This is a genomic window from Phreatobacter stygius, from assembly GCF_005144885.1.
Classification (GTDB): domain Bacteria; phylum Pseudomonadota; class Alphaproteobacteria; order Rhizobiales; family Phreatobacteraceae; genus Phreatobacter; species Phreatobacter stygius.
Window position 1 is genome coordinate 4,673,529 of record NZ_CP039690.1, and the last position, 23,307, is coordinate 4,696,835.

The following is a 23,307-nucleotide window of genomic DNA, read 5'->3' on the forward strand; positions in this document are numbered from 1 at the left end:
TGACAGAACGCGGCGGACCCTGTCCGCCGCGTTCGCCCTATCGTGCGAAGACCGGCATCGCCCCACGTCTCGGCGTCATGCCGGAGGCGCGCGAAAGGCCGGAGCCCGGTTCTCGACCCCGGCCAGCACGGCCTCGATCTGGTTGGGCGAGCCGATCAGTTTGGCCTGCTCATCCGATTCCGCCTGCAGAACCTCGGCGACCGAGCCGTCGCCTGCCAGATTCAGCAGGCGTTTGGCGGCCCGCATCGCGTCCGGGCTTCGCCCGGCGATGTCACGCGCCGTTGCCAGCGCCGCCGCGCGCGGATCCGCGTGGAGCGCCGTTGCGAAACCGAAGGCCAGGGCCTCTGTTCCGGAAAACATCCGTCCGGTGAAGGTCAACTCGCGGATCACGTCGGCGCGCGCCAGTTCCCGCATCAGCGCGACGCCGCCCATGTCGGGAACGAGCCCCCATTTGATCTCCAGCACCGACAGCCTTGCCTCGGGCGCGACATAACGGATGTCGGCGCCGAGCGCGATCTGGAAGCCGCCGCCGAGCGCCACGCCGTGAATGGCGGCGATCACCGGGACCGGCAGGGATCGCCAGACCATGACCGCCTGTTGCGCCGCATTGGCCGGACCATGGGTCCTCGGCCGGAGATCGCCGAGCACGGTGCCGCCGGAGACCATGGACTGGAACAGACCCATGTCCAGTCCGGCGCAGAAGCCCTTGCCTTCGCCCGAAAGTACGACGGCTCGCACGCCGGCTTGTCGGCGGAGAGCCTCGCCGGCGGCGGTCAGGCCATCGAACATCGCCGGGTCGAGGGCGTTCATCTTGTCGGGACGATTGAGGCGCACGTCGGCGACGCCATCGACGAGGTCGATGCTGACGCGGTCGTTCAGTTTTGGGTTCGGGCTCTCGGCCATCGGCGTTCTCCCCTGACGATCACCTGATCATCGATCGATTGCCGCGGCTTCGCCAGCAGGCCGATCGGCGGTGTCCGGGGCCTAAAGAAAACCCCGCGCGGATCGCTCCGCGCGGGGCTGAAGAGTGCGGTCGGGCCGGAGGGCCCGATCGGCTTACTTCTTGGGTTCGGTGCGCGCCTTGAGGGCAGCACCCAGGATGTCGCCGAGCGAAGCACCCGAGTCGGCCGAGCCGTAGGTGGCCATGGCTTCCTTTTCCTCGGCCACTTCCAGCGCCTTGATCGACACCTGGACCTTGCGGGCCTTGCGATCGAACATGATGACGCGGGCGTCGACCTTCTCGCCTGCGGCGAAACGCTCGGGCCGCTGGTCGGCACGGTCGCGGGCCAGCTCGGACCGCTTCACGAAGGTCGTGAGATCGGTACCGGTCAGCTTCACGTCGATGCCGCCTTCCTTCACGTCGATCACTTCGCAGGTGACGATCTGGCCCTTGCGCAGTTCGCCGGCATCAGCGAACGGATCGCCGCCGACCTGCTTCAGGCCGAGCGAGATGCGCTCCTTCTCCACGTCGACGTCGAGGACCTGGGCGCGGATGATGTCGCCCTTCTTGAACTCCTCGATGACCTGCTCGCCCGGACGGTTCCAGTCGAGATCGGACAGGTGGACCATGCCGTCCACGTCGCCCTCGAGACCCAGGAACAGACCGAACTCGGTCTTGTTCTTGACCTCGCCTTCCACCACCGAACCGATCGGGAACTTCTCGACGAAGGCCTCCCAAGGATTCTGCAGGGTCTGCTTGAGGCCGAGCGAGATGCGGCGCTTGGAGGAATCGACCTCCAGGATCGACACTTCCACTTCCTGCGAGGTGGAAACGATCTTGCCCGGATGAACGTTCTTCTTGGTCCAGCTCATCTCGGAAACGTGGATGAGGCCTTCGATGCCCGGCTCCAGCTCCACGAAGGCGCCGTAGTCGGTGATGTTGGTGACCCGGCCCTTGAACTTGGCGTTGATCGGGTACTTGGCCTCGATGCCCTGCCACGGATCGTCGAGCAGCTGCTTCATGCCGAGCGAGATGCGATGCGTCTCGTGGTTGATCTTGACGATCTTGACCTTGACGGTCTGGCCGATCGTGAGGACCTCGGACGGGTGGTTGACGCGACGCCAGGCGATGTCGGTGACATGCAGCAGGCCGTCAATGCCGCCGAGATCGACGAACGCACCGTAATCGGTGATGTTCTTGACCACGCCGTCGATGATCTGGCCCTCTTCGAGGTTCTGCACCAGCTCGTGACGCTGCTCGGCGCGGGTCTCTTCGAGAACCGTCCGGCGCGACACCACGATATTGCCGCGGCGGCGATCCATCTTGAGGATCTGGAACGGCTGCGGCGAGTTCATCAGCGGACCGACGTCGCGGATCGGGCGAATATCGACCTGGCTGCGCGGCAGGAAGGCCACGGCGCCGTCGAGATCGACGGTATAGCCGCCCTTGACCGTGTTGAAGATGGTGCCGGTGACCTTCTCGTTGGCCGTGAAGGCCTTCTCGAGCTTCACCCAGCTCTCTTCGCGACGGGCTTTGTCGCGCGAGATGACGGCCTCGCCGAGCGCATTCTCGACGCGCTCGAGATAGACCTCGACGACGTCGCCGATCTTGATCTCGCCTTCACGGCCGGGGCCGGTGAATTCCTTCAGTGCGACACGGCCTTCGGTCTTCAGGCCAACGTCGATGATCGCGAGATCTTTCTCGATCCCGACGACGGTTCCCTTGATCACGGAACCTTCGTTCATTTCGGTCTTGCCGAAGCTCTCGGTGAGGAGCGCGGCGAAATCGTCCCGGGTAGGGTTCATGCTGCTGGCGGTTGCCATACGTGTCTGTCCCTCGAGCCCGTTGTTGCGCCGGGTTGTGTTGAAAGGCCGTCGGTTCCACGCGGGCCGGACGAGGGGCTGAAATCGCGTCCGACACTGGCCGAAAACGGCTCAATGGGCGCAACCCGCGCGGATGACGGTGATGTCTGATGTGGCTCACGGGCCGTGACCGGCGCCGGAACGGGCCCCGTCCAAAGGCGGCGGCCCGTCGGGGGCCACGGCGTGGACGCTGAGCAAGCGGGGTCGTGGACCCAGCTCCGGAACGGCGAACCGTCCGACGCACCGGCGGTTCCGACCATGGGTCGACCCGCAGATGAGCGCGGCAATACAGGAAAATGCATATGGGGACAAGCGAAACCGGCCGCAAGCGGCGGCCCGCAGGCTGTTACCGCTGCTTGCGGTCGAACAGGAAGCGACCGGAGCGCTTCAGCTCGAGCACCAGCGCGACGAACTGGACCGGCGAGAGGATGTCTTCCCGGCCGTTCGGATAGGCGACGAAGAAACGCGAGCGGTCGGGATACATGGTGACGCGCGCCTCGAGCCTGGCTTCAGCGCCGCTGCCCTGATCGGGTTTGGCCAGGATCACCCCCCATGGCCGCCGCGCCTGGGCCGGCGGGGCGTCCATCAGGTCGAGCTCGACGGGTCCGGCGTGGCTCTGCATCATGGTCTTGCCGTCTCCAAGGCGAGGTCGACCGGGCCGGCCCTCGCCAATCCGCACGTCCCGGCAGAAGCCGTGGAAGTGACGATCGCCATTGCCCTTGGCTTGGCTCTAATACGCCCGCCGCTTGCAGGCAACATGACACAAGGCGAGCGCTGCCCGACGGCCGATTTTCTCCGCTCCCGGTGGTGGCGGATGGTAAAGGATTGGTTGACGCCAAGGCGGAGTGCCTCGCGCGCCCAGCGTCATCGGCGCGTCTCGCGGAAACGTTTCAAGTCGGCCGCCATGCGGCGCGAATCGGCCTGGCCGGCGACGGCCGGGACGCTCACCCGAGCTCCGCTACGGCGCCGGCAGGCATGCCTCAACCCGGGGTGCGTGGCGGCGCATTCAACTGGCCGACGATGCGCTCGATCGTCGCCGACGCTTCGTCCAGCGCGTTCGCCACCGAGGCGTCGCGCGCCTCGGCGCGTTCCTGCATCAAGTTCCGCGCATCGCGCAGCTCGGCAAGTTCGGTCTCGGCCGCGCGCAGGCGGCGCCGCATGTCGGCCATTTCGTCGGCGACCATGATCGCCGCCATGACGGTCAGCCGGGTGTCGCCGATCTCGCCGAAGGCCCCCTTCAACTGGTCGACCTTGCCGTCGACGTCGGCGGCGAGCCTCATCAGGTGTTCTTCCTGGCCGTCGTCGCAGGCCATGCGGAACTGCCGGCCATTGATGGTCACATTGACATGGGCCATGGCGATCAGGCCCCGTGCGTCGCGAGGACGCTGCGGATCGCGTCCATGGTCTGGTCGAGGCGGCCGGCCACGTCGCGATTGGCGGCCTCGAGCGCCGCGATCCGCTCGGCCGAATGGTCGAGTTCCTCGGCGAGTCGGGCGCGGTCGCTCTGCGCCGCGTCAAGCTGCAGATTGAGCGCGCCGTGGCTGAGGTCGCCCTCGATTCGCCGGGCAACCGCCGTCTCCAGCGCGGCGAGCGCTGACTTCAGGCGGTAGGCCGCCGTCTCGAGGCGCGAAGGGTCGGCCGTGGATGACAAACGCGAACCTGCCGTGAATTGAGCATGATGGGCGACCGTGCCGGCGCCCCGGGAACGTGGCTCGACCCTACGCGAGGGCGTCAAACAGCGTCAACGGCCGATGACTCCGACAGCTCCAAGTCGGCCCCATCCTTTGTCATTTCGGTTTCATGGCCTTGTCATTTCGTGGCCCGGGGGCTGGACACGCCATGCCGGCAGGAATGGCAGCCCTGCAACGGCTCGCCGCGGCGCGCCGTGGTGCTATAACCCCGGTGGAATCAGTTGCAAACGATTGAGGAGAGTGCCGGTGCGGCTTGCGACGATCGAAATCAAAGGCGAGCAGCGGGTCGCGGTGCTGAGCCCGGACGGCGGCACGGTGCGGCCGCTGACATCATCGGCAGGCGCTGCCGCAACTTCGATGCTGGCGGCGATCGCCGACTGGGCCGGGTTGAGGGCGCGGATCGACAGCCTTCTCGAGGCCGCCGTGCCGGTCGATTCGGTCAAGCTCCTGGCGCCGATCCCCAGGCCTCGGCGCAATATCTTCTGCGTCGGCAAGAACTATCACGAGCATGCCAAGGAGTTCGCCCGGAGCGGGTTTGATTCGACCGCCGCGGAGATCGTGCCCGAGGCCCCGGTGGTCTTTTCCAAGCCGCCGAGCGCGGTGATCGCCACCGGCGAGGCGATTCTCGGCTGGCTCGATCCGACCCATTCGGTCGATTACGAAGGCGAGCTCGGCGTGGTGATCGGCACCGGTGGACGCGGCATCGCCAAGGCCGACGCGCTCGATCATGTGTTCGGTTACACCGTCATCAACGACGTCACCGCGCGCACGCTGCAGCAGAAGCATCGCCAGTGGCTGATCGGCAAGGGCATCGACACCTTCTGCCCGATGGGCCCGGCGATCCTGACCGCCGACGAGGCTGCCGATCCGACCAAGCTGACGCTGAAGACCTGGGTCAATGGCGAATTGCGCCAGGACGCCGTGGTCTCGGACCTGATCTTCGACATTCCGACATTGATCGAGACGATCTCTTCGGTCATCGCGCTGGAGCCCGGCGACGTCATTGCGACCGGCACGCCGGTTGGCGTCGGCATCGGCTTCACGCCGCCGAAATATCTGGCTGCGGGCGATGTCGTCGCCATTGAGATCTCCGGCGTCGGACGCCTCGAGAACCCGGTCGCCTGAGGCGGCCGGCGGCGGCACGGCAGGCTCGGGCCAAGCGAATCGCGGCTTCGCCCGAAGCGATTGGCAACAGCGAACAGGGTGGGGGACCTATGGATCGTCGCGGCTTCATCACCGGCGCAGCCGGCATTTCGCTCCTCGGTGCGGTCGCGCCGGCAGGCGCCCAGGACGCCTGGCCGTCCCAGGCGATCCGGCTGGTCGTGCCATTTCCGCCCGGCGGGCAGGCCGATCTCGCCGCCCGGCCGGTGGCGCAGTCGCTGGAAAAGATTCTCGGCCGCCCTGTCGTCGTCGACAACCGGGGAGGCGCCGGCGGCAGCATCGGCAATACCGCGGTGGCCCGCGCCACGCCTGATGGCCACACCCTGCTGATGACCTTGTCCTCGCTCGCGGTCCTGCCCGAGGCCGACCGGCTGATGGGCCGCCCGGTCCAATATGAGGTCGACCAGCTCGTGCCGATCGCTCGCGTCCTGGCCGATCCGACGGTTCTGGCGGTTCACGCCAAGGCGCCGTGGCAGAGCGTCGCCGACCTCGTCGCCGACGCCAAGGCGCGGCCCGGCATCATCCCTTATGGGTCGTCCGGGCCTTACGGCACGCTGCACGTCTCCATGGAGATGTTCGCCACCAATGCCGGCATCCGGATGAACCACATTCCCTATCGCGGCGCCGGGCCGGCGCTGACCGACCTGATCACCGGCAATATCATGGCGCTGGCCTCGGCGCCCGGCGTGCTGAAACCGCAGGTCGAGGCCGGCACGGTCCGCGTGCTCGCCAATTTTGGCGCCGAGCGGGTGGCAAGCTTCCCGGACACGCCGACCTTCAAGCAGCTCGGCTATAACGACGTCGAATTCTACATCTGGGCCGGCCTGTTCGGACCGGCCGGGCTGCCGGCCGCGATCGTCACCCGGCTGCGCGAGGCGATGCGCACCACCATGGCCGACCCCGCCGTCCGCCGCGTCTTCGACAATGCCGGCAGTCCACCGGCCTATCAGGACGCGCCGGAATTCGCCCGCTTCGTTGCCGCCGATTCGGCGCGCCTGATCACCGCCGTGAGGAAGATCGGCCGGGTCGAAGGCGGCTGACCGGGGGCGAGCCACGACAAAACGGTTGGCCGTTAGCCGTTCGAGGCCATTGACTCAAAGTCCACCGCTGGTAGGACACGCGGCCTATCGACCCCGAAATCTCCGGCTTTCGGGGCTTTTTCAATCGGTCGCGCGTCATCAGGGTCAAAATTCGGCTGGCGCGCGCAAGGGAGCCGTGATCAATGCTGTCTGTCACTCAGCCGCGTGAAAAACTCGGGCAAATGGCCAATGCGATCCGCTCGCTGGCCATGGATGCCGTCGAGCAGGCCAAGTCAGGCCATCCCGGCATGCCGATGGGCACCGCCGACATCGCGGCCGTGCTGTTCACCAAGTTTCTGAAATTCGACGCAGCCAACCCGACCTGGCCCGATCGCGACCGCTTCGTGCTCTCCGCCGGCCACGGATCGATGCTGATCTATGCGCTGCTCTATCTGACCGGCGCGCCGGGCATGACGATCGACGAGATCAAGCGGTTCCGCCAGATCGGCTCGAAGACCCCGGGCCATCCGGAAAACTTCATCACCACGGGCATCGAGACCACCACCGGTCCGCTCGGCCAGGGCATTGCCACCGCCGTCGGCATGGCGCTCGCCGAGAAGATGCTGGCGGCCGAGTTCGGCAAAAAGGCGGTCGACCACCACACCTATGTCATCGCCTCCGACGGCGACCTGATGGAAGGTGTGTCGCAAGAAGCCATTGCCATGGCCGGGCACTGGAAGCTGAACAAGTTGATCGTGCTGTTCGACGACAACGACATTTCCATTGACGGGCCGCTGTCGCTCGCCGACTCGGTCGACCAGGTGAAGCGTTTCCAGGCCGCCGGCTGGCGTGCCGAGCGCATCAATGGCCACGACACCGATGCGATCGCCGCGGCGATCGAGCGGGCGAAGAAGTCGGGCAAGCCGTCGCTGATCGCCTGCAAGACCGTCATCGGCTACGGCGCGCCGAAAAAGGCCGGAACCTCCAAGGCCCATGGCGAACCGCTCGGCGCCGAGGAACTGAAGGCCGCCAAGGAAAAGCTCGGCATTGCGCCGGAACCGTTCAGCGTGCCGGCCGAGGTGCTGAAGGCCTGGCGCGAGGCTGGCGGCCGCGGCGTTGCCGCCCGCAAGGAATGGGAAAGCCGGATCGCCGCGCTGTCGCCGAAGAAGCGGGCTGAACTGGAGCGCCGCCTGAGGGGCGAGCGTCCGGCCAAGCTCGCCAAGGCCCTTGCGGCGCATAAGAAGGCGCTGATCGCCACGCCGCAGAACATTGCCACCCGCAAGTCGTCGGAACTCGCCATCGAGGCGATCGCGCCGGCCATGCCGGAATTCCTCGCCGGTTCCGCCGATCTCACCGGCTCGAACAACACCAAGGCCAAGTCGGTCGCCGCCTTTTCGGCGAAGAACCCGAAAGGCCGCTACATCCATTACGGCATTCGCGAGCACGGCATGGCCGCCGCCATGAACGGCATCGCGCTGCATGGCGGCTTCGCCCCGAACGGCGCGACCTTCCTCGTGTTCACCGACTACGCCCGGCCTGCCATGCGGCTGGCCGCCCTGATGGGCACCAGTGTCGTCTATGTCATGACCCATGATTCGATCGGGCTTGGCGAAGATGGCCCGACCCACCAGCCGGTCGAACACCTGGCGGCGCTGCGCGCCATTCCGAACATGCGTGTGTTCCGGCCGGCCGATGCGGTGGAAGTCGCCGAATGCTGGGAGCTGGCGCTGAACCGCGCCGATGGTCCGAGCGTGCTGGCGCTGACCCGCCAGAACCTGCCGCAGCTGCGCACCGAGGTGAAGGCCAATCGGAGCGCCGAGGGCGCTTATGAACTGGCCGCGGCCGAAGGCGGCAAGGCCCAGGTGACGATCTTCGCGACCGGCTCGGAGGTCGAGATCGCGGTCGGCGCCCGCAAGCTGCTGACCGACAAGGGCGTGCGCGCCCGCGTCGTCTCGGTGCCTTCGCTCGACCTGTTCCTCGGCCTGCCCGCCGATGCCAGGGCCAAAGTGGTCGGCGACGCCCCGGTCAAGGTTGCGGTCGAGGCTGCGGTCCGCTGGGGCTGGGACGCCCTGATCGGTTCGGATGGCGTCTTCGTCGGCATGGCCGGCTTCGGCGCCTCCGCCCCCTACAAGGACCTCTACAAGCATTTCGGCATTACCGCCGAGGCCGTGGCCGCGGCGGCGCTCGCACGGGTCGGCTGACGCCCGGCGGCAAAATCACCCCCGAGGACCTTCAGGCCCTCGGGATGTCACAATCGGGCGCCAGTTCCCGATGCGGATTGAGGAAATGAGGCGGGCCCAAGCTCGACCTGCCAGATGCCAAGGAGAATGATCCCATGACCGTTCGCGTCTTCATCAATGGCTTCGGCCGCATCGGCCGCAACGTCCTGCGCGCCATCGTCGAAGGTAAGCGCAGGGATATCGAGGTCGTCGGTATCAACGATCTCGGCCCGGTGGAGACCAATGCGCATCTGCTGCGTTTCGATTCGGTCCATGGCCGTTTCCCGGCCGAGGTGAAGGTCGATGGCGACCACATCGTCGTCGCCGGCAAGCGCATCAAGGTGACGGCGATCAAGGATCCGGCCGAGCTGCCGCACAAGGCGCTGAACGTCGATGTCGCGATGGAATGCACCGGCATCTTCACCACCCGCGACAAGGCGGCCGCGCACCTGAAAGCCGGCGCCAAGCGCGTGCTGGTCTCGGCGCCCTGCGACGGTGCCGACCTGACCGTGGTGTTCGGCGTCAATGACGACAAGCTGACCAAGGATCATCTGGTCGTGTCGAACGCCTCCTGCACCACCAACTGCCTGGCCCCGGTGGTTGCGGTGCTGCACAAGGCGGTTGGCATCGACAAGGGCTTCATGACCACGATCCATGCCTATACCGGCGACCAGCCGACGCTCGACACCATGCATAAGGATCTCTATCGCGCCCGCGCCGCCGGCCTGTCGATGATCCCGACCTCGACCGGCGCGGCCAAGGCCATCGGCCTGGTCATTCCGGAGCTGAAGGGCCGTCTCGACGGCACCTCGATCCGCGTGCCGACGCCCAATGTCTCGGTCGTCGACTTCAAGTTCATGGCCAAGCGCAAGACCACCGTCGAGAAGGTCAACGAGGCTATCCTGAAGGCCGCCAAGCGGGGCCCGCTCAAGGGCATCCTCGGCGTCACCGATCAGCCGAATGTGTCGATCGACATGAACCACGACCCGCATTCGTCGATCTTTGCGCTCGACCAGACCAAGGTCCTCGACGAGAAGTTCGTGCGTATCCTCACCTGGTACGACAATGAGTGGGGTTTCTCGAACCGCATGAGCGACACGGCGGTTGCCATCGCCAAGCTGATCTGATCACGCTCGGGCCGTCCGGACCACGGGCGGCCCCTCTCTTTCCGGGATCTGTATCATGAGCTCCTTCCGCACCCTCGACGGCGCCGACGTCAACGGCAAGCGCGTCCTCGTCCGCGTCGACCTGAACGTTCCCATGGAGAACGGCAAGGTCACTGACGTGACCCGGCTGGAGCGTATCGTGCCGACGCTGGCCACGCTCGCCGCCCGCGGTGCCAAGGTGATCATCCTTGCCCATTTCGGCCGGCCCAAGGGTGTCGATCCGACCCAGTCGCTGAAGCCGGTCGTGCCGGCGCTGGCCCATGTGCTGCGGCGCCCCGTGGCCTTTGCGGAGGACTGCATCGGCGAGGTCGCCAGGCGTGCGGTCGAGGCGATCAAGCCGGGCGATATCCTGGTGCTCGAGAACACCCGCTTCCACAAGGGCGAGGAAAAGAACGATCCGGATTTCGTCCGGGCTCTCGCCGAGAACGGCGATATCTGGGTGGCCGACGCCTTTTCGGCGGCGCACCGGGCCCATGCCTCGACCGAGGGCCTCGGCCATGTCCTGCCGGCTTTTGCCGGCCTCACCATGCAGGCCGAGCTGGAAGCGCTGACCAAGGCGCTCGACAAGCCCAAGCGGCCGCTGGTCGCGGTGGTCGGCGGCGCCAAGGTCTCCTCCAAGATCGATCTCCTGGAAAACCTGGTCACCAAGGTCGATGCGCTGGTCATCGGCGGCGGCATGGCCAACACCTTCCTGCATGCCCAGGGGGTGAAGATCGGCAAGTCGCTGGCGGAGAAGGATCTGGCGCCCACCGCGCTGCGCATCCTGGCCAAGGCCGAGCAGTCGAAATGCGCCATCATCCTGCCGGTTGATGCCACCATCGCTTACCATTTCCAGGCCAATGCGCCGGCATTTGCTTATGGTCTCGACGCCATCCCGCATGACGCGATGATCCTGGATGTCGGTCCGCAATCGATCGAGCGCATCCAGGGCGCCATCGACGACGCCGCGACGCTGGTCTGGAACGGCCCGCTCGGCGCTTTCGAAATCCCGCCCTTCGACAAGGGGACGGTGGCCGCCGCCCGCCATGCCGCCGAGCGCACTGCCAAGGGCAAGCTCCTGTCGGTTGCCGGCGGCGGCGATACGGTGGCGGCGCTCAACCAGGCCCGGGCCGCCGATCGCTTCACCTATGTCTCGACCGCCGGCGGCGCCTTCCTCGAATGGCTCGAAGGCAAACCGCTGCCGGGCGTCGAGGTGCTTCGGATCTGATCAATATCCCGACGCCCGGTCATGGCCGGGCGTCATCCATTCTGACGGAGGAAAACCATGGCCCGTATCACGCTTCGCCAGCTTCTCGATCACGCCGCCGAGCACGACTATGGCGTGCCGGCCTTCAACATCAACAATATGGAGCAGGCGCTGGCGATCATGGAGGCGGCCAATGCCGTCGACGCGCCGGTCATCATCCAGGCCTCGCGCGGCGCGCGTTCTTATGCCAACGACATCATGCTGAAGCACATGATGGACGCGGTCACCGAGATCTACCCGCATATTCCGGTCTGCGTGCATCTCGATCACGGCAATGAGCCGGCGACCTGCATGACCGCGATCCAGGCCGGCTTCACCTCGGTCATGATGGACGGCTCGCTGAAGGCCGACGGCAAGACTCCGGGCGACTGGGACTACAATGTCGGCGTCACCAAGCAGGTCACCGACATGTCCCACCTCGGCGGCATCTCGGTCGAGGGTGAGCTCGGCGTGCTCGGTTCGCTGGAAACCGGCGAAGGCGAGAAGGAAGACGGCCACGGCGCCGAGGGCAAGCTCAGCCACGACCAGTTGCTGACCAATCCCGACGAGGCCGTGAAGTTCGTGCGTGAGACCAAGGTCGACGCGCTGGCGATCGCCATGGGCACCTCGCATGGCGCCTACAAGTTCTCGCGCAAGCCCGACGGCAAGGTTCTGGCCATGCATGTGATCGAGGAGATCCACCGCAAGCTGCCGAACACCCACCTGGTCATGCACGGCTCCTCCTCGGTGCCGCAGGACCTGCAGGACATCATCAACACCTTCGGCGGCCAGATGAAGCCGACCTGGGGCGTGCCGGTGGAGGAGATCCAGCGCGGCATTCGCCACGGCGTGCGCAAGATCAATATCGATACCGACAACCGGATGGCCATGACCGGCCAGATCCGCAAGGTTCTCGCCGAGAACCCGAGCGAATTCGATCCGCGCAAATATCTCAAGCCCGCCATGGAAGCGATGACCAAGCTCTGCCGCCAGCGGCTGGAAGAGTTCAACACCGCCGGCCAGGCCTCGAAGATCAAGAAGGTGATTACGCCGGCTGACATGGCCAAGCGTTATGCCAAGGGCGAGCTGGATCCCAAGATCGCCTGAGGGCGAATGGCGAAATAGCGAATGGCGAATAGGGAAGGGGGCGCCCGGGGCGATCGGGCGCTCCCTTTTTCATGGGCCTGGGCGACAAGGGGAATGTGATCGCCTATGGGCGAGTGGCGAACTTAGGAAAAGGGCGCGCCCGCAACGCGCGCGAACCCTCTCCCGCTTGCGGCTACGACATTCACACATCGTGGGTTGCGAGGAGGATGCGGCTCTGATTCCTTGATCCGCAGCTAGCGGGAGGAAGCAGATGCAGGAGCATGGGCTGGGGCGGTTTGGCGACCGCCGGCTGGAAAAAGGGGGGTCTTTTTGCACCGCCGGCTGGTCGAGTGGGGTGGTCGTGGCATTCGGATTCGGCCGCTGGGCGGCAACCGGCGAGGCGAGATGCGCCTGACCCGTTTGCTGCGCAATCCGGCGGTGACGGTCGAAGAGATGGCGGCGACGGCGCAAGAGCGCACGGCGGAACGGTGTATCGGCCGGCCGGTGCTGGCGATCCAGGACACCACCAGCATCAAGTCGAGCGGCGGCGGTGGGCTTATGTTGCATGCGATGATCGCGGTGGATGCCGAGGACGGCGCCATCCTGGGGTTGGCGCATGCTCAATTCATGAGCCGCGACAAAGGCTTGCGTGGGGAGCGGAAATCCCGCCCATTGGCGGCGAAAGAGAGCCGGCGCTGGCTGGAAGGGGGCGAAGACGCGGCCAGGATCGGGGCGCTGGCTCGTAGCGTGACGGTGATCGCCGATCGCGAGGGCGATATCTTCGAGGCCTTTGCACGACGCCCGAAGGACATCGAGCTTCTGGTCAGGGCGGCCCAAGATCGCAGCCTCGGCGATGGCGGTCGGCTGTTTGCCACCGTGGATGCCTTGCCTGAGGCCGGCCGGACCCTGCTGGACCTGCCGGCCAAGCCCGGCCGCAAGGCGCGCCAGGCGCGACTGGCGGTCCGCTTCATGGCGGCGCAATTGGCACGTCCCAAGGCCGGCACACCAGGACTTGAGGCCCTGCCGGCGAGCGTCGGCATGACGCTGGTCGATATCCGCGAAGTCGATCCACCGGCGGGCGAGCCGGCGGTTCACTGGCGGCTCTTGATCTCGCGCGCGGTCCGCGACATCACCGAAGCCCTGGCGGTGGCCGAGCTCTACCGGCGTCGTTGGGCCATCGAGCAGTTGTTCCGCACCCTGAAGACCCAGGGCTACGACATCGAAGGCCTGCGCATCGCCGAGGATGTGCCCCGTCTCAAGCTGGTCATGGCAGCGCTGGTGGCCGCGGTCAGCGTCCAGCAACTCGTCCATGCTCGTGACGGCGCATCGCCTCAGACCCCGCTCAGGCCGCTCACCGATGCCTTCCAGCCGGAAGATCAGCCCTTGCTCGAGGCGCTCTCGGCCAAGCTGGAGGGCAAGACCCAGCGGCAGAAGAATCCACACCCCAAGGGCTCGCTCGCCTTTGCCGCCTGGGTTTGCGCAAGGCTCGGTGGCTGGACCGGATATTACGGCAAGCCTGGCCCGATGGTCATGCTACAGGGCTGGCTATCCTTCTACGATGCCAAGCAGGGATGGGACGCTCTCGCCCAGGCAAAAGATGTGTGAATCTAGTAGCCCGCTTGCGGAGAGGGTTTACGCGGCCTTATACGCCGGGCCACGCCACCCAATTCGCTCCTCGCCACTCGCTATTCGCTCTCTTACTTGTTTGCCTCGACCGTCACATTGAACATCGGCAGGAGCGCCAGGGGCGAGCCCTGAGCCGCCATGGCAAGGGCTGCCAGCGGCACGTCGCCCTTGGGCGTCGCGGTGATCACCAGCGAGTTCGGATCGTCGAGGAAGGTGGCGAGCGCCGTGGTGATCTGGCTCGCCAGCAGCTTGTCGGGCACGAACTGGCCGACCATGGCGGTCAGCTGCATCTTCAGTTGCTCGGTGAAGGCCTCTTCCTCGACGCCCGCCTGTTCGGCGGTGTGGGTCAGGAAGGAGGCGACGCCACCGGACTCCTTGTAGGACAGCACCAGCCGGCCGGCCTTGGCGGCAAGGCCGAGCAGCGTGGCGCTGGCCGGCAGGGCCTCGACAGCGGCACGATCGATGCCGCCGATGTTGAGGGCGAGATTCAAGGCGCCGACATCGTTGACGTCGACATTCAGCGTGCGCATGCGCAATTCGCGCGCGGCTTCGACATATTCGATCTCGAGTTCGGCCGCGAGGGTGATCTTGTCCTCGATGCCGAGCGGCGCGAGCTGGACCTTCTGGCGCGCATCGGTGATCGGGGCATCAAATCCGGTGATGCGCGCGCGGATGCGGGTCGGCATCAGGCCAATGCGCGGACCGGCCTCGATCTCGGCGCGCTGCACCGAGCCGAGCGGCTGGCCCGTGGCCTGGGTGACCGTGATGTCCTCGGTCAGAATGCGGCGCACGTCCGGATAGGCGCTCGCCGGCGGCGTCGCGCCGGGGGTGAAGCGGCCCTCGCCATAGTCCTTGCCCAGCGCAACCAGGCCCGAGGCATCGATGTTTTCGACCAGGAAGCGGCCGATCCGCGTGATCTGGCCACGCCGCTCGTGGGCGACGAGGCCGCCCATCTCGATCGATGCGATCTTGCCCTGGGTCACGCCGGCAATGGCGAAGCGTTGCATCTCGAAGGCTTGCCGGCCTTCGCCCTGGCCGCGAAAATTGGTGATCTCGATCCGCTCGAAGTCCAGCCGGGCGAAAACCTCCGCCATGGCGCCGAGTGAACGGCGGCTCGCCGCGTCGTCGCCGCTACCGGTCGGGTCGACCTCCGTGAAGGCCTGGCTCAGCGCGACCAGCGAGCGTTCGCCTGCCCGCATGGTGACCCGGCCGATGGCAATGCGTTCGATCGAGAACGGCGCGCCATTGGCGCCGGTACCGCGCAATTGCTCGATGGTGCCGCTGTCGAGCGCATTGAAGGCGCCGCCGCCGGTACGGACGCCGGCGGTCAGGTCGAAACCGACGAACCGCATGGCACCGCTTTCGACCTTGCGGCCGGCCTCGGCCGGCGAGATCACCGTGCTGGCAATGGTCAGCTCGGCCATCTTGCCCTGGGCATAGCGGCTGATCGCCAGGGTGTTGTAGGTCGCCTCTTCGGTGCGGGCGGGCCGGCGCCGCGTCACCGTCATCGACGGCACGCTGATGCGATCGGCGGAGAATTTGGTCAGCGCATTTTCGCTGGCGCCCGAGAAAAACGGCTCGCGGGTCGCGAAACTGGCGAGCAGGGCTGCGAAGGAACCTTGCGCGCCGGTGATCTCGGCGGTCGCCAGCCGATAGGCCTGGCCATCCGCGGCGGTGCCTTCGATCCCCTCCAGCTGGACCCGCGCGCCGGTCAGCGCATCGCCGTTCACCGGGCCGCCGGAAATCGTGGCGCGGGTGATCTTGACGCCGACCGGACGTTCGCCGGCAGCCGCGAAGGTCAGATTCGACAGCACCAGGTTGGAGCCCTCGTCGCGGGCTTCGCCGATCGCCGCGCCGGGAATCTGCAGCCCGGACAGAGCCGATACCGTCGCGCCCTTCAGGTCGTCGGCCGGGCCGGCCGCGGCCGCGGCAGTGAGAACCAGGAGCATGGCGGCCGAAAGGCGCAATGTCGCAACGGATGGAAACATGGTGGTTGTCCTGACCTTGGATCGGGCAATGGTAACGTGATGCTCGGCCGTCATCGTCTTCGGTTTACCCCTCATCCGACCCGGCGCAGGGCGGTGACCGTGGCTCGGACTTGTTTCCAAACGATGTCGGGGGCGCCACTTTTTGCAATCTCCTCTCCCCTTTTTCGCCGCTTTCGGTCATAGGGTGGCAGATCATGGTCAAACCCCCGCCGATTACCGCCGTCGAAACCCAACTCGTCCTCGTCACGCCGCCGATCGCGGCGCCCGAGGCATTCCTGCCGGCGCTCGAGGCAGCGCTTGCCGGCGGTCCGGTTGCCGCCGTGATCGCCAGGCTGGCCACGCCTGACGACCGCGCCAGCGTGAACGTGGTCAAGACGCTGGCCAGGCTGGTCCAGGCCAAAGGCTGCGCCTTGATGGTCGAGGGCGCCATCGACACTGTCGCCCGCGGCGGGGCCGACGGCCTGCACCTGATTTTCGACGAGGCGCGGGTGACCGAAGCGATCGAGCGGCTGGCACCGGACCGCATGGTCGGCGTTGCCGGGCTGAAATCCCGCGACGATGCGATGAGCGCCGGCGAGAAGGGCTGCGACTACGTCATGTTCGGCGAGCCCATGGTCTCGCGTCATGCCGAGAAGAATGGCGTGCTGCCCCCCTTCGCGGCGGTGGTCGAGCGGGTCGGCTGGTGGGCCGAGGTGTTTCAGATCCCGGTGGTCGGATTTTCGCCCGATATCGCCGGCGCGGGCGCGCTTGCGCAGGTCAATGCCGATTTCGTCGCCCTTGGCGATGCCGTCTGGGCCCATCCCGACGGCCCCACGAAAGCGGTGGCGGCGGCACTCGCCGCGCTTCGCCAGGGCCAGGCGACGTGACGCTCAGGCGCACCATCCTGGCGCTCGGCCTGACGCTTGCCGCACCGCTGGCGGTCGAAGCCCAGCAGCGTGCGGTGCCGCCGACCCCGGTGCCGCGGCCGGCAATCCCGGGTGCCGCCGCCGCTCCCGCCGCGGCGACGACTGGCGATGCCGCCTTCGGAGCCTATCAGCGCGGTCAGTTCCTCACCGCCTTCCGTGAAGCGACGCAACGGGTCGAGGTGGGCCCCGACCCGGTCTCGATGACCTTGCTTGCCGAACTGCATGCCAACGGCCTCGGCGTACCGCAAAGCGACCAGCGCGCGCTTGGCTGGTATCGGCTCGCCGCCGACCGCGGCGACCGCAACGCCATCTTCGCGCTGGCCATGATGCATGTCGAGGGCAGGGCGGGGCTGGCCCGCGACCCGGTGGCGGCCAAGGCGCTGTTCGAGCGCGCGGCGGCGCTTGGCCACCCCGCCGCCAGCTATAATCTCGGGCTGCTGGCTTTTTCCGGCCAGGGCGGCACGCCCGACGCGACGCTTGCGGCCCGCTGGTTCCAGACCGCCGCCGAGCTCGGCAATGCCGATGCCCAATATGCGCTGGCCGTGCTGCTGAAGGATGGCAATGGCGTGCCGGCCGATCCGGCGCGTTCGGCGGCGCTGATGGCCAAGGCGGCGCAACAGGACCTGATCGAGGCCGAGATCGACTACGGCATCATGCTGTTCAACGGCCAGGGCGTGGCCAAGGACGAGGCGGCCGCCGCCCGGATGTTTCGCCGCGCCGCGTTGCGCGGCAATCCGCTTGCCATGAACCGTTTCGCCCGGCTTCTGGCCAGTGGCCGCGGCGTCGCCGCCGACCCGCAGCTGGCCGCCCAATGGCACACGACGGCGCGGCTGCTCGGCGCCGAAGACACGTGGTTGACCGATTTCGTCGGCAAGCTCGACCCGGTCCAGCGCGAGGCGGCGGAGCGCGGCGCCAGGACGTGGCTGCGCTGAGCCAGGATCGGCATGATCCGGAGGCCGAAGGCACAATGTCCGTGGTGCACGCCATCACGATCAAGGCGACCAATGCCAGCAGCCTGCGGATTCGCGCCCTGTGGGGGGCATTCGCGCGGTTCGAGCTGAGCTCCTCGATGCAGGCCCTGGACTACGCGCCGCATTTCACCTTCGCGCTCTATCAGGATGTCGCGCCCGAGGAGGTCAGTCGGGCCTTCGCCGCGGGATTTTCCGGCAAGCCGGCCATTCGGGTCATGTTCGACCGGATCGAGGTCTTCGACGCCGCCTCGCCGATCGTCTGGGCAGCACCCAGGGATGCTTCGGCGCTGGCGGAGATCCACGCCGCGATCCATCGGACGATCGACCCTGCACGCTGCCACAGGCATTACCGGCCGCTCGCCTGGGTGCCTCACTGCACGCTCGCAACACGCATTCGCCCTGCCTGCAAGGCCGACGCCCTGGCCTTGACCGGCCCCCTGGCAGACCCCTTCGAGGTTGTCTTCGACGTCGCCGACCGCGTTTGCCTGCCGCCGCTGACCGTGGTCGAACACCTTCATTTGCAGTAGGTTGATGGCCTGCGGCTTGACCATCCGGCGGCGGGCGGGCATGACCGCCCGACACTGACCCGAAAGAACCCCATGCTCCGCTCTGCCCTGCTCAATGTCATGGTCGGCGCCGCCTTGAAGGCGGGCCGCAGCCTCAAGCGCGACTTCGGCGAGGTCGAGAACCTTCAGGTGTCGCTGAAAGGTCCGGGCGATTTCGTCTCCGCCGCCGACCGCAAGGCCGAAGAGGTGGTCAAGGCCGAACTGCTCAAGGCCCGTCCCGGCTATGGTTTCATCGGTGAGGAAGGCGGCCGCGTCGAGGGCGCCGACCAGACCCATACCTGGATCGTCGATCCGCTCGATGGCACCACCAATTTCCTCCACGGCATTCCGCATTTCGCCGTGTCGATCGGGCTTGAGCGCAATGGCGTGCTGGTCGCCGGCGTCGTCTACAACCCGGCCAATGACGAGCTCTATGTCGCCGAGCGCGGCTCGGGCGCCTTCCTCAACGACCGCCGCCTGCGCGTCTCGGCGCGCCGCAAGCCGGAAGACTGCGTGGTCGGTTGCGGCATTCCCCATATCGGCCGCGGTGATCACGTCCAGTCGCGCAACGAGATGAAGGTGGTTCAGTCGCGCTTTGGCGGCATCCGCGGCATGGGCGCCTGTTCGCTCGATCTCGCCTATGTCGCCTCCGGCCGTTTCGACGGTTTCTGGGAGCGGGGCATCTCGCCCTGGGACGTCGCGGCGGGCATCGTGATCGTGCGCGAAGCCGGCGGCTTCGTCACCGATTGCGACGGTTTCGACAACATGCTGATCAACGGCACGATCTGCGCCGGCAACGAACCGATCCAGAAGGCCCTGATCGGCGCGCTGAAGGAAGGCCAGAAGGGCGGCTGAGACCGGGAGGGCTGTCGGGATGGGCCAGGCCAAACGGCGCAAGCAGGCGGGCGAGCGCGTTTCCTTCTGCCGCACCTGCACCTATTGCTGCACGTTGCCGGAAATCCTGGCGCTCGACAAACCGGCCTACCGGCCCTGCCGTCACATCGCCAATGGTGGCTGTTCGATTTTCGGCAAGCCGGAACGGCCCGGAGCCTGCCTGGCATATTCCTGCGCCTATCTCACCGCCCGCGTCACCGACAGCCCGGACCGCAACAAGATCCCGCACCCGCTCGACTGCGGCGCCTATTTCCACCGCGACCCGGTCGAAAAGGTGATTTTCCTGTTTGTCGATCCGGCGCGTCCGCATCTGTGGAAGGCGAGCGCCGTGGCCGACCTGCTGAAAGCCGAGGTCGCCGCCGGCGTCACCCTGTTCATCACCGATCGCGGCCGGCAGATGGTGGTGCGTGATGCCTACATCCTCGGCGAGGTCCTGACGCGCGACTTCGTCGCCATCGCCGATGCGCAGGACCGGCCGCTCGACGTGCCGAGCTTTCGGCAAGCCGGCGTCCCGGCCTGAACGCCAATTGTCTTCTGTGATGTCTGTTTACCTGCCCTTAAAACGAGCAGGTCAAAGTGACGTTAGGGAACAGCGCAATCCATGTATCGCGAGATCCACGAGATCGGCATCGAGGAGCGGGCGCACGCGCCCGCCATTCCGCGTTTGCTGGCGGCCTGGACGGCGCTGCACGAGCGTTATGGTTATGCGCCTTTCGATCCCTTCGATCCGCAGGGGCTTGGCTCCGACGCCGATGATCTGATCGTCCTGGTGCCGCTCGGCGACGACGATTACGTTTATGTCCATCAAGGCGCGACCATCCGGGCGGCCGTCGGGCTCGACATGACCGGGCGGCGCACCAGCGATGTCGCGGGCGCGACCGGTTCGTTCTTCCGTGAGGTCTATGCCCGGGTGCTGGCGGACAAGAAGGCGCTGTTCACGCTGCATCGCGGCGCCGTTGCCTCCGAAGTGCATCTCTGGGAACGCCTGCTGCTGCCTTGCCGCGACAGCGACGGATCCGATGTCATCGTGGTGTTCAGCAAGGCGCGCGAGTTCCGCGACGATCTTCTGAGCGCCATTCTCGACGCTTCGCTGGATGGCATCCTGGCGGTCCGGCTGCGCCGCGGGCCGGATGGAGGGCCGATCGACGGCGATCTGATCGCGGCCAACCGGCGGGCGGCCCAATTCCTCGGCCGGCCGGTGGAAGACCTGATCGACTGCCGGTTGCTCGAAGCTTTTCCCGGTGTCATCGAGACCGGCATCTGGGATCGCTGCGTGGTCGTTGCCGAAACGCGCGCTTCGGCCGAATTCGTCGTGTCCTATCGCCATGACGGCGTCGACGGCTGGTTCGAGGCTGCCGTCGCCCCGCTCGGCGATGGCTTCATGATCAATTTCGCCGATATCACCGCGCGCAAGCAGGCGGAGGACGCTGCCGAGTTGAAGCAGCTGGAATTCGCCGCGGCCAACCAGGCTCTGAAATCCGAGATCGCCCGGCGCCAGGCGCTGGAAACCGAACTCAACCGGCTCGCCGCGATCGACCCGCTGACCGGCACGCTGAACCGGCGGGCGCTGACCGAAGGCCTGCAGAAGGCGCTGTCGCTGGCCGAGCGTTATGCCCATGCGGTCTCGGTCTTCCTGGTTGATCTCGATCACTTCAAGGCGGTCAACGACACCTATGGCCATGCCGGCGGCGATGCCGTGCTGAGACAGGTGGCGCTCAACCTGGCCCACGGCCTGCGCGAGGATGTCGACCTGGTCGGCCGCCTCGGCGGCGAGGAATTCGTGGTGGTGCTGCCCTATGCCGGTACCGACGAGGCGGCGACCGCCGCCGAGCGGGTCCGGGCGGCGGTTGCCCGCTCCGAAATCCCGCACGAAGGCCGGACCATCCGCTGCACCGCCTCGTTCGGTATTGCCGCCTGGGACGGCCGCGAAACGCTCGACCGGCTCCTGTCGCGCGCCGACCATGCGCTCTACCGGGCCAAGGCCGCCGGCCGCAATGTCGTGCTGGTCGACGATGGCCACTGGTCGGGGCTCGCGGCCGGCGCGGACCTCGACGTTGCACTGGCACCGGGGGCCGATGTCGTGCCGTTCCAGCCGCGCGCCCGGCGTGGCACCAGGCCCCGGCGCAAGGCTCCCACCGATCAGTCCTGAAGCGCCGTCGTGAGGGCGGCGAGCGCGGTGTCCGGCGCCAGCGCCACGAAGCCCGCCATCTGGTGGCGAAACCAGGTCTCCTGCCGCTTGGCATAGGCGCGGGTATCCTTCTGCCCCCTGGCAATCGCGTCGGCGAGCGACATCTCGCCGCCGAGATGGGCGATCAGGCCGGGCACGCCATGGGCGCGCATGACCGGCAAGGCCGGATCGAGCCGGCGGGACGCGAGCGCGGCCACTTCATCGAGTGCGCCGGTGGTCATCATGGCGACGAAGCGGTCGTCGATGCGCTGGCGCAGCACGCTGCGTTCGACGGTCAGGAAGGCCGCGACGCACTGCCCGACGGGCAGGGCCGGAGCGCTGCGGCCGTCCTCCTGCCAATGCGCCAGCGGCCGGCCGGTCGCGATGAACACCTCCAGCGCCCGCAAGGTCCGTTGCGGGTCGTTCGGCCTGAGCCGGGCGGCGGTGACCGGATCGAGCGCCGCCAGCCGCGCGTGCAATGCCGGGGCGGCCAGGCCTTCGGCTTCGGCGCGCAGCGTCTGGCGAACCTCGTCCGGCACGGGCGGAATATCCGAGATGCCCTGGGTCAGCGCTTTGAAATAGAGGCCGGTGCCGCCGATCAGGATCGGCAGCAGGCCTTCAGCTTCGGCTGCGGCGATTTCGGCAAGCGCGGCTTGAAGCCACCGCGCGACCGAGAAATTCACCGCGCCATCGACCGTACCGTAGAGCCGGTGCGGCACTCCCGCCATGTCGCCGGGGCCGGGGCGCGCCGTGATGACCTGGAGGTCGCGATAGACCTGCATGGAATCGGCATTGATCACCACGCCGCCGAAGCGTTCGGCCAGCGCCAGCGCCAGCGCCGACTTGCCGCTGGCGGTCGGACCTGCGATGAGGACGGCCTTCGCTTTACCCCGTTGCGCAGGATCTGCGGCTTGGCTCACGTCGTCACCCTTGCTTCCAATCCGGCCCGCCCGGCCGTGACATCCGCTGTCGTCAAGGCCGCGGCGGCCGTCTTGCCCGATGCCGGGCCTGCCGTGACGCTCGATGCCGGCATCGCCGTCGACATCCCTTTCGCATCGCCCGACGCGATCGACAACCGGGCTGTCGCGGACTGGGTCCGCGCGACACTTGCCGGTGCGCCGGTGGATGTCTTCGTGCAGGACGCCGCGACGCGCCGGAAACGGCTGTTCCTGGCTGATATGGATTCGACCATGATCGGCCAGGAGTGCATCGATGAGCTTGCCGACATGGTCGGCATGAAGGCCCATGTCGCCGAGATCACCGAGCGCGCCATGCGCGGCGAGATCGATTTCGAGCCGGCGCTGCGCGAGCGTGTCGCCTTGCTGAAAGGCCTGCCGGCCGCTGTCGTCGGCGACGTCATAGACAAGCGCATCACCCTGACGCCCGGCGGCCGCCAGCTGGTCCGCACGATGCGGGCAAACGGCGCCTATACGGCGCTCGTCTCCGGCGGATTCACGCTGTTCACCGGTCCGGTCCACGTCATGCTCGGCTTCGACGAGCATCGCTCCAATCTGCTCAGGGTCGAGGACGGCAAGTTTGCCGGCCTGGTCGAAGAGCCGATCCTCGGCCGCGAGGCCAAGCTTGCGGCCCTGGTGGAGCTGCGCGACCGGTTCGGCCTCGCCAAGGCCCAGACCATGGCGGTCGGCGATGGCGCCAACGACCTCGCCATGATCGGCGAGGCGGGGCTTGGCGTTGCCTTCAGGGCGAAGCCGAAAGTGGCGGAGGCCGCCGCCGCCCGTATCGACCACGGCGATCTCACCGCCTTGCTTTATGCGCAGGGTTATCGGGGCAGCGATTTCGTCGCCTAGACGCGCCTCCGTCGATCCTCCCGAGCGCCCAAAG

At 67.1% G+C, this 23,307-nt stretch carries 21 protein-coding genes; 14 read left to right on the forward strand and 7 right to left on the reverse strand.

Translation table 11 applies throughout. The annotated features are described in order from the left end of the window. Positions 1–75 precede the first annotated feature (75 nt). The 5 genes from E8M01_RS21980 to E8M01_RS22000 all read right to left on the reverse strand — a co-directional run bounded on the left by E8M01_RS21980 (position 76) and on the right by E8M01_RS22000 (position 4,453). Positions 76–879 (reverse strand): crotonase/enoyl-CoA hydratase family protein, encoded by an 804-nt coding sequence (locus tag E8M01_RS21980; protein WP_215908940.1) that lies wholly within the window; start codon positions 877–879, stop codon positions 76–78. Positions 880–1,056: 177 nt separating this feature from the next. Then, the gene (rpsA, locus tag E8M01_RS21985; RefSeq protein WP_136962109.1) at positions 1,057–2,763 is read right to left on the reverse strand and encodes a 30S ribosomal protein S1; all 1,707 of its coding nucleotides are present in this window, start codon (positions 2,761–2,763) and stop codon (positions 1,057–1,059) included. A 385-nt stretch (positions 2,764–3,148) separates the two neighbouring features. Further along, positions 3,149–3,427 carry a hypothetical protein gene (locus E8M01_RS21990; RefSeq protein ID WP_136962110.1) on the reverse strand — a complete coding sequence of 93 codons (279 nt, stop codon included), beginning with the start codon at positions 3,425–3,427 and terminating at the stop codon, positions 3,149–3,151. Between the two features lie 355 nt (positions 3,428–3,782). Beyond that, the gene (locus E8M01_RS21995; RefSeq protein WP_136962111.1) at positions 3,783–4,157 is read right to left on the reverse strand and encodes a cell division protein ZapA; all 375 of its coding nucleotides are present in this window, start codon (positions 4,155–4,157) and stop codon (positions 3,783–3,785) included. A 5-nt stretch (positions 4,158–4,162) separates the two neighbouring features. Beyond that, complete coding sequence (locus tag E8M01_RS22000) at positions 4,163–4,453, reverse strand: DUF4164 family protein (RefSeq protein WP_136962112.1); 291 nt, start codon at positions 4,451–4,453, stop codon at positions 4,163–4,165. 286 nt (positions 4,454–4,739) lie between these two features. On the opposite strand from E8M01_RS22000, the gene E8M01_RS22005 reads away from it, so the two are divergent. The 7 genes from E8M01_RS22005 (at position 4,740) to E8M01_RS22035 (ending at position 13,974) form a co-directional block, all read left to right on the forward strand. Further along, the gene (locus E8M01_RS22005) at positions 4,740–5,618 is read left to right on the forward strand and encodes a fumarylacetoacetate hydrolase family protein (protein WP_246088383.1); all 879 of its coding nucleotides are present in this window, start codon (positions 4,740–4,742) and stop codon (positions 5,616–5,618) included. 89 nt (positions 5,619–5,707) lie between these two features. After that, entirely contained in the window at positions 5,708–6,694 is a 987-nt protein-coding gene (locus E8M01_RS22010; RefSeq protein ID WP_136962114.1) for a Bug family tripartite tricarboxylate transporter substrate binding protein, read from the forward strand. 182 nt (positions 6,695–6,876) lie between these two features. Further along, on the forward strand, positions 6,877–8,874 hold the full coding sequence (gene tkt / locus E8M01_RS22015) for a transketolase (protein WP_136962115.1): 1,998 nt from the start codon (positions 6,877–6,879) through the stop codon (positions 8,872–8,874). 134 nt (positions 8,875–9,008) lie between these two features. Further along, the gene (gap, locus tag E8M01_RS22020; RefSeq protein ID WP_136962116.1) at positions 9,009–10,019 is read left to right on the forward strand and encodes a type I glyceraldehyde-3-phosphate dehydrogenase; all 1,011 of its coding nucleotides are present in this window, start codon (positions 9,009–9,011) and stop codon (positions 10,017–10,019) included. Positions 10,020–10,071: 52 nt separating this feature from the next. Beyond that, entirely contained in the window at positions 10,072–11,265 is a 1,194-nt protein-coding gene (locus E8M01_RS22025) for a phosphoglycerate kinase (protein WP_136962117.1), read from the forward strand. Positions 11,266–11,322: 57 nt separating this feature from the next. After that, positions 11,323–12,390: a class II fructose-bisphosphate aldolase gene (gene fba / locus E8M01_RS22030; protein WP_136962118.1), complete on the forward strand. Its 1,068-nt coding sequence runs from the start codon at positions 11,323–11,325 to the stop codon at positions 12,388–12,390. A 384-nt stretch (positions 12,391–12,774) separates the two neighbouring features. Beyond that, complete coding sequence (locus tag E8M01_RS22035) at positions 12,775–13,974, forward strand: IS4 family transposase (RefSeq protein WP_136958598.1); 1,200 nt, start codon at positions 12,775–12,777, stop codon at positions 13,972–13,974. Positions 13,975–14,066: 92 nt separating this feature from the next. Here the strand turns inward: E8M01_RS22035 and E8M01_RS22040 are convergent, their stop codons facing one another. Continuing rightward, positions 14,067–15,983, reverse strand: coding sequence for a hypothetical protein (locus E8M01_RS22040; RefSeq protein ID WP_136962119.1), 1,917 nt, complete (start codon positions 15,981–15,983; stop codon positions 14,067–14,069). Positions 15,984–16,177: 194 nt separating this feature from the next. Here E8M01_RS22040 and E8M01_RS22045 point away from each other — a divergent pair, with 194 nt between their 5' ends. The 6 genes from E8M01_RS22045 (at position 16,178) to E8M01_RS22070 (ending at position 21,447) form a co-directional block, all read left to right on the forward strand. Next, complete coding sequence (locus E8M01_RS22045; RefSeq protein ID WP_246088384.1) at positions 16,178–16,849, forward strand: thiamine phosphate synthase; 672 nt, start codon at positions 16,178–16,180, stop codon at positions 16,847–16,849. After that, complete coding sequence (locus E8M01_RS22050; RefSeq protein WP_136962120.1) at positions 16,846–17,820, forward strand: tetratricopeptide repeat protein; 975 nt, start codon at positions 16,846–16,848, stop codon at positions 17,818–17,820. Before E8M01_RS22045 ends, E8M01_RS22050 begins: the two co-directional genes overlap by 4 nt. A gap of 35 nt (positions 17,821–17,855) precedes the next feature. After that, entirely contained in the window at positions 17,856–18,386 is a 531-nt protein-coding gene (locus E8M01_RS22055; protein ID WP_170182017.1) for a 2'-5' RNA ligase family protein, read from the forward strand. A gap of 72 nt (positions 18,387–18,458) precedes the next feature. Further along, entirely contained in the window at positions 18,459–19,259 is an 801-nt protein-coding gene (locus tag E8M01_RS22060) for an inositol monophosphatase family protein (RefSeq protein WP_136962122.1), read from the forward strand. Positions 19,260–19,278: 19 nt separating this feature from the next. After that, on the forward strand, positions 19,279–19,818 hold the full coding sequence (locus tag E8M01_RS22065) for a hypothetical protein (RefSeq protein ID WP_136962123.1): 540 nt from the start codon (positions 19,279–19,281) through the stop codon (positions 19,816–19,818). A gap of 81 nt (positions 19,819–19,899) precedes the next feature. Further along, positions 19,900–21,447: a sensor domain-containing diguanylate cyclase gene (locus tag E8M01_RS22070; protein ID WP_136962124.1), complete on the forward strand. Its 1,548-nt coding sequence runs from the start codon at positions 19,900–19,902 to the stop codon at positions 21,445–21,447. Here E8M01_RS22070 and miaA read toward each other — a convergent pair. Further along, positions 21,438–22,385, reverse strand: a complete 948-nt coding sequence (miaA, locus tag E8M01_RS22075) for a tRNA (adenosine(37)-N6)-dimethylallyltransferase MiaA (protein ID WP_170182018.1) — start codon at positions 22,383–22,385, stop codon at positions 21,438–21,440. The two genes, E8M01_RS22070 and miaA, sit on opposite strands and share 10 nt — an antisense overlap. On the opposite strand from miaA, the gene serB reads away from it, so the two are divergent. After that, positions 22,377–23,273, forward strand: coding sequence for a phosphoserine phosphatase SerB (gene serB / locus E8M01_RS22080; RefSeq protein ID WP_170182019.1), 897 nt, complete (start codon positions 22,377–22,379; stop codon positions 23,271–23,273). The genes miaA and serB overlap by 9 nt on opposite strands. The last annotated feature ends 34 nt before the right edge of the window (positions 23,274–23,307 follow it).

Coding starts and splice junctions, on each gene's coding strand:
- E8M01_RS22060 (WP_136962122.1), top strand. CDS start 18,459: ATGCTCCGCTCTGCCCTGCTCAATGTCATGGTCGGCGCCGCCTTGAAG.
- E8M01_RS22045 (WP_246088384.1), top strand. CDS start 16,178: ATGGTCAAACCCCCGCCGATTACCGCCGTCGAAACCCAACTCGTCCTC.
- E8M01_RS22070 (WP_136962124.1), top strand. CDS start 19,900: ATGTATCGCGAGATCCACGAGATCGGCATCGAGGAGCGGGCGCACGCG.
- rpsA (WP_136962109.1), bottom strand. CDS start 2,763: ATGGCAACCGCCAGCAGCATGAACCCTACCCGGGACGATTTCGCCGCG.
- E8M01_RS22055 (WP_170182017.1), top strand. CDS start 17,856: ATGTCCGTGGTGCACGCCATCACGATCAAGGCGACCAATGCCAGCAGC.
- E8M01_RS22065 (WP_136962123.1), top strand. CDS start 19,279: ATGGGCCAGGCCAAACGGCGCAAGCAGGCGGGCGAGCGCGTTTCCTTC.
- fba (WP_136962118.1), top strand. CDS start 11,323: ATGGCCCGTATCACGCTTCGCCAGCTTCTCGATCACGCCGCCGAGCAC.
- E8M01_RS22040 (WP_136962119.1), bottom strand. CDS start 15,983: ATGTTTCCATCCGTTGCGACATTGCGCCTTTCGGCCGCCATGCTCCTG.
- gap (WP_136962116.1), top strand. CDS start 9,009: ATGACCGTTCGCGTCTTCATCAATGGCTTCGGCCGCATCGGCCGCAAC.
- E8M01_RS21990 (WP_136962110.1), bottom strand. CDS start 3,427: ATGATGCAGAGCCACGCCGGACCCGTCGAGCTCGACCTGATGGACGCC.
- tkt (WP_136962115.1), top strand. CDS start 6,877: ATGCTGTCTGTCACTCAGCCGCGTGAAAAACTCGGGCAAATGGCCAAT.
- E8M01_RS21995 (WP_136962111.1), bottom strand. CDS start 4,157: ATGGCCCATGTCAATGTGACCATCAATGGCCGGCAGTTCCGCATGGCC.
- E8M01_RS22035 (WP_136958598.1), top strand. CDS start 12,775: ATGCGCCTGACCCGTTTGCTGCGCAATCCGGCGGTGACGGTCGAAGAG.
- E8M01_RS22010 (WP_136962114.1), top strand. CDS start 5,708: ATGGATCGTCGCGGCTTCATCACCGGCGCAGCCGGCATTTCGCTCCTC.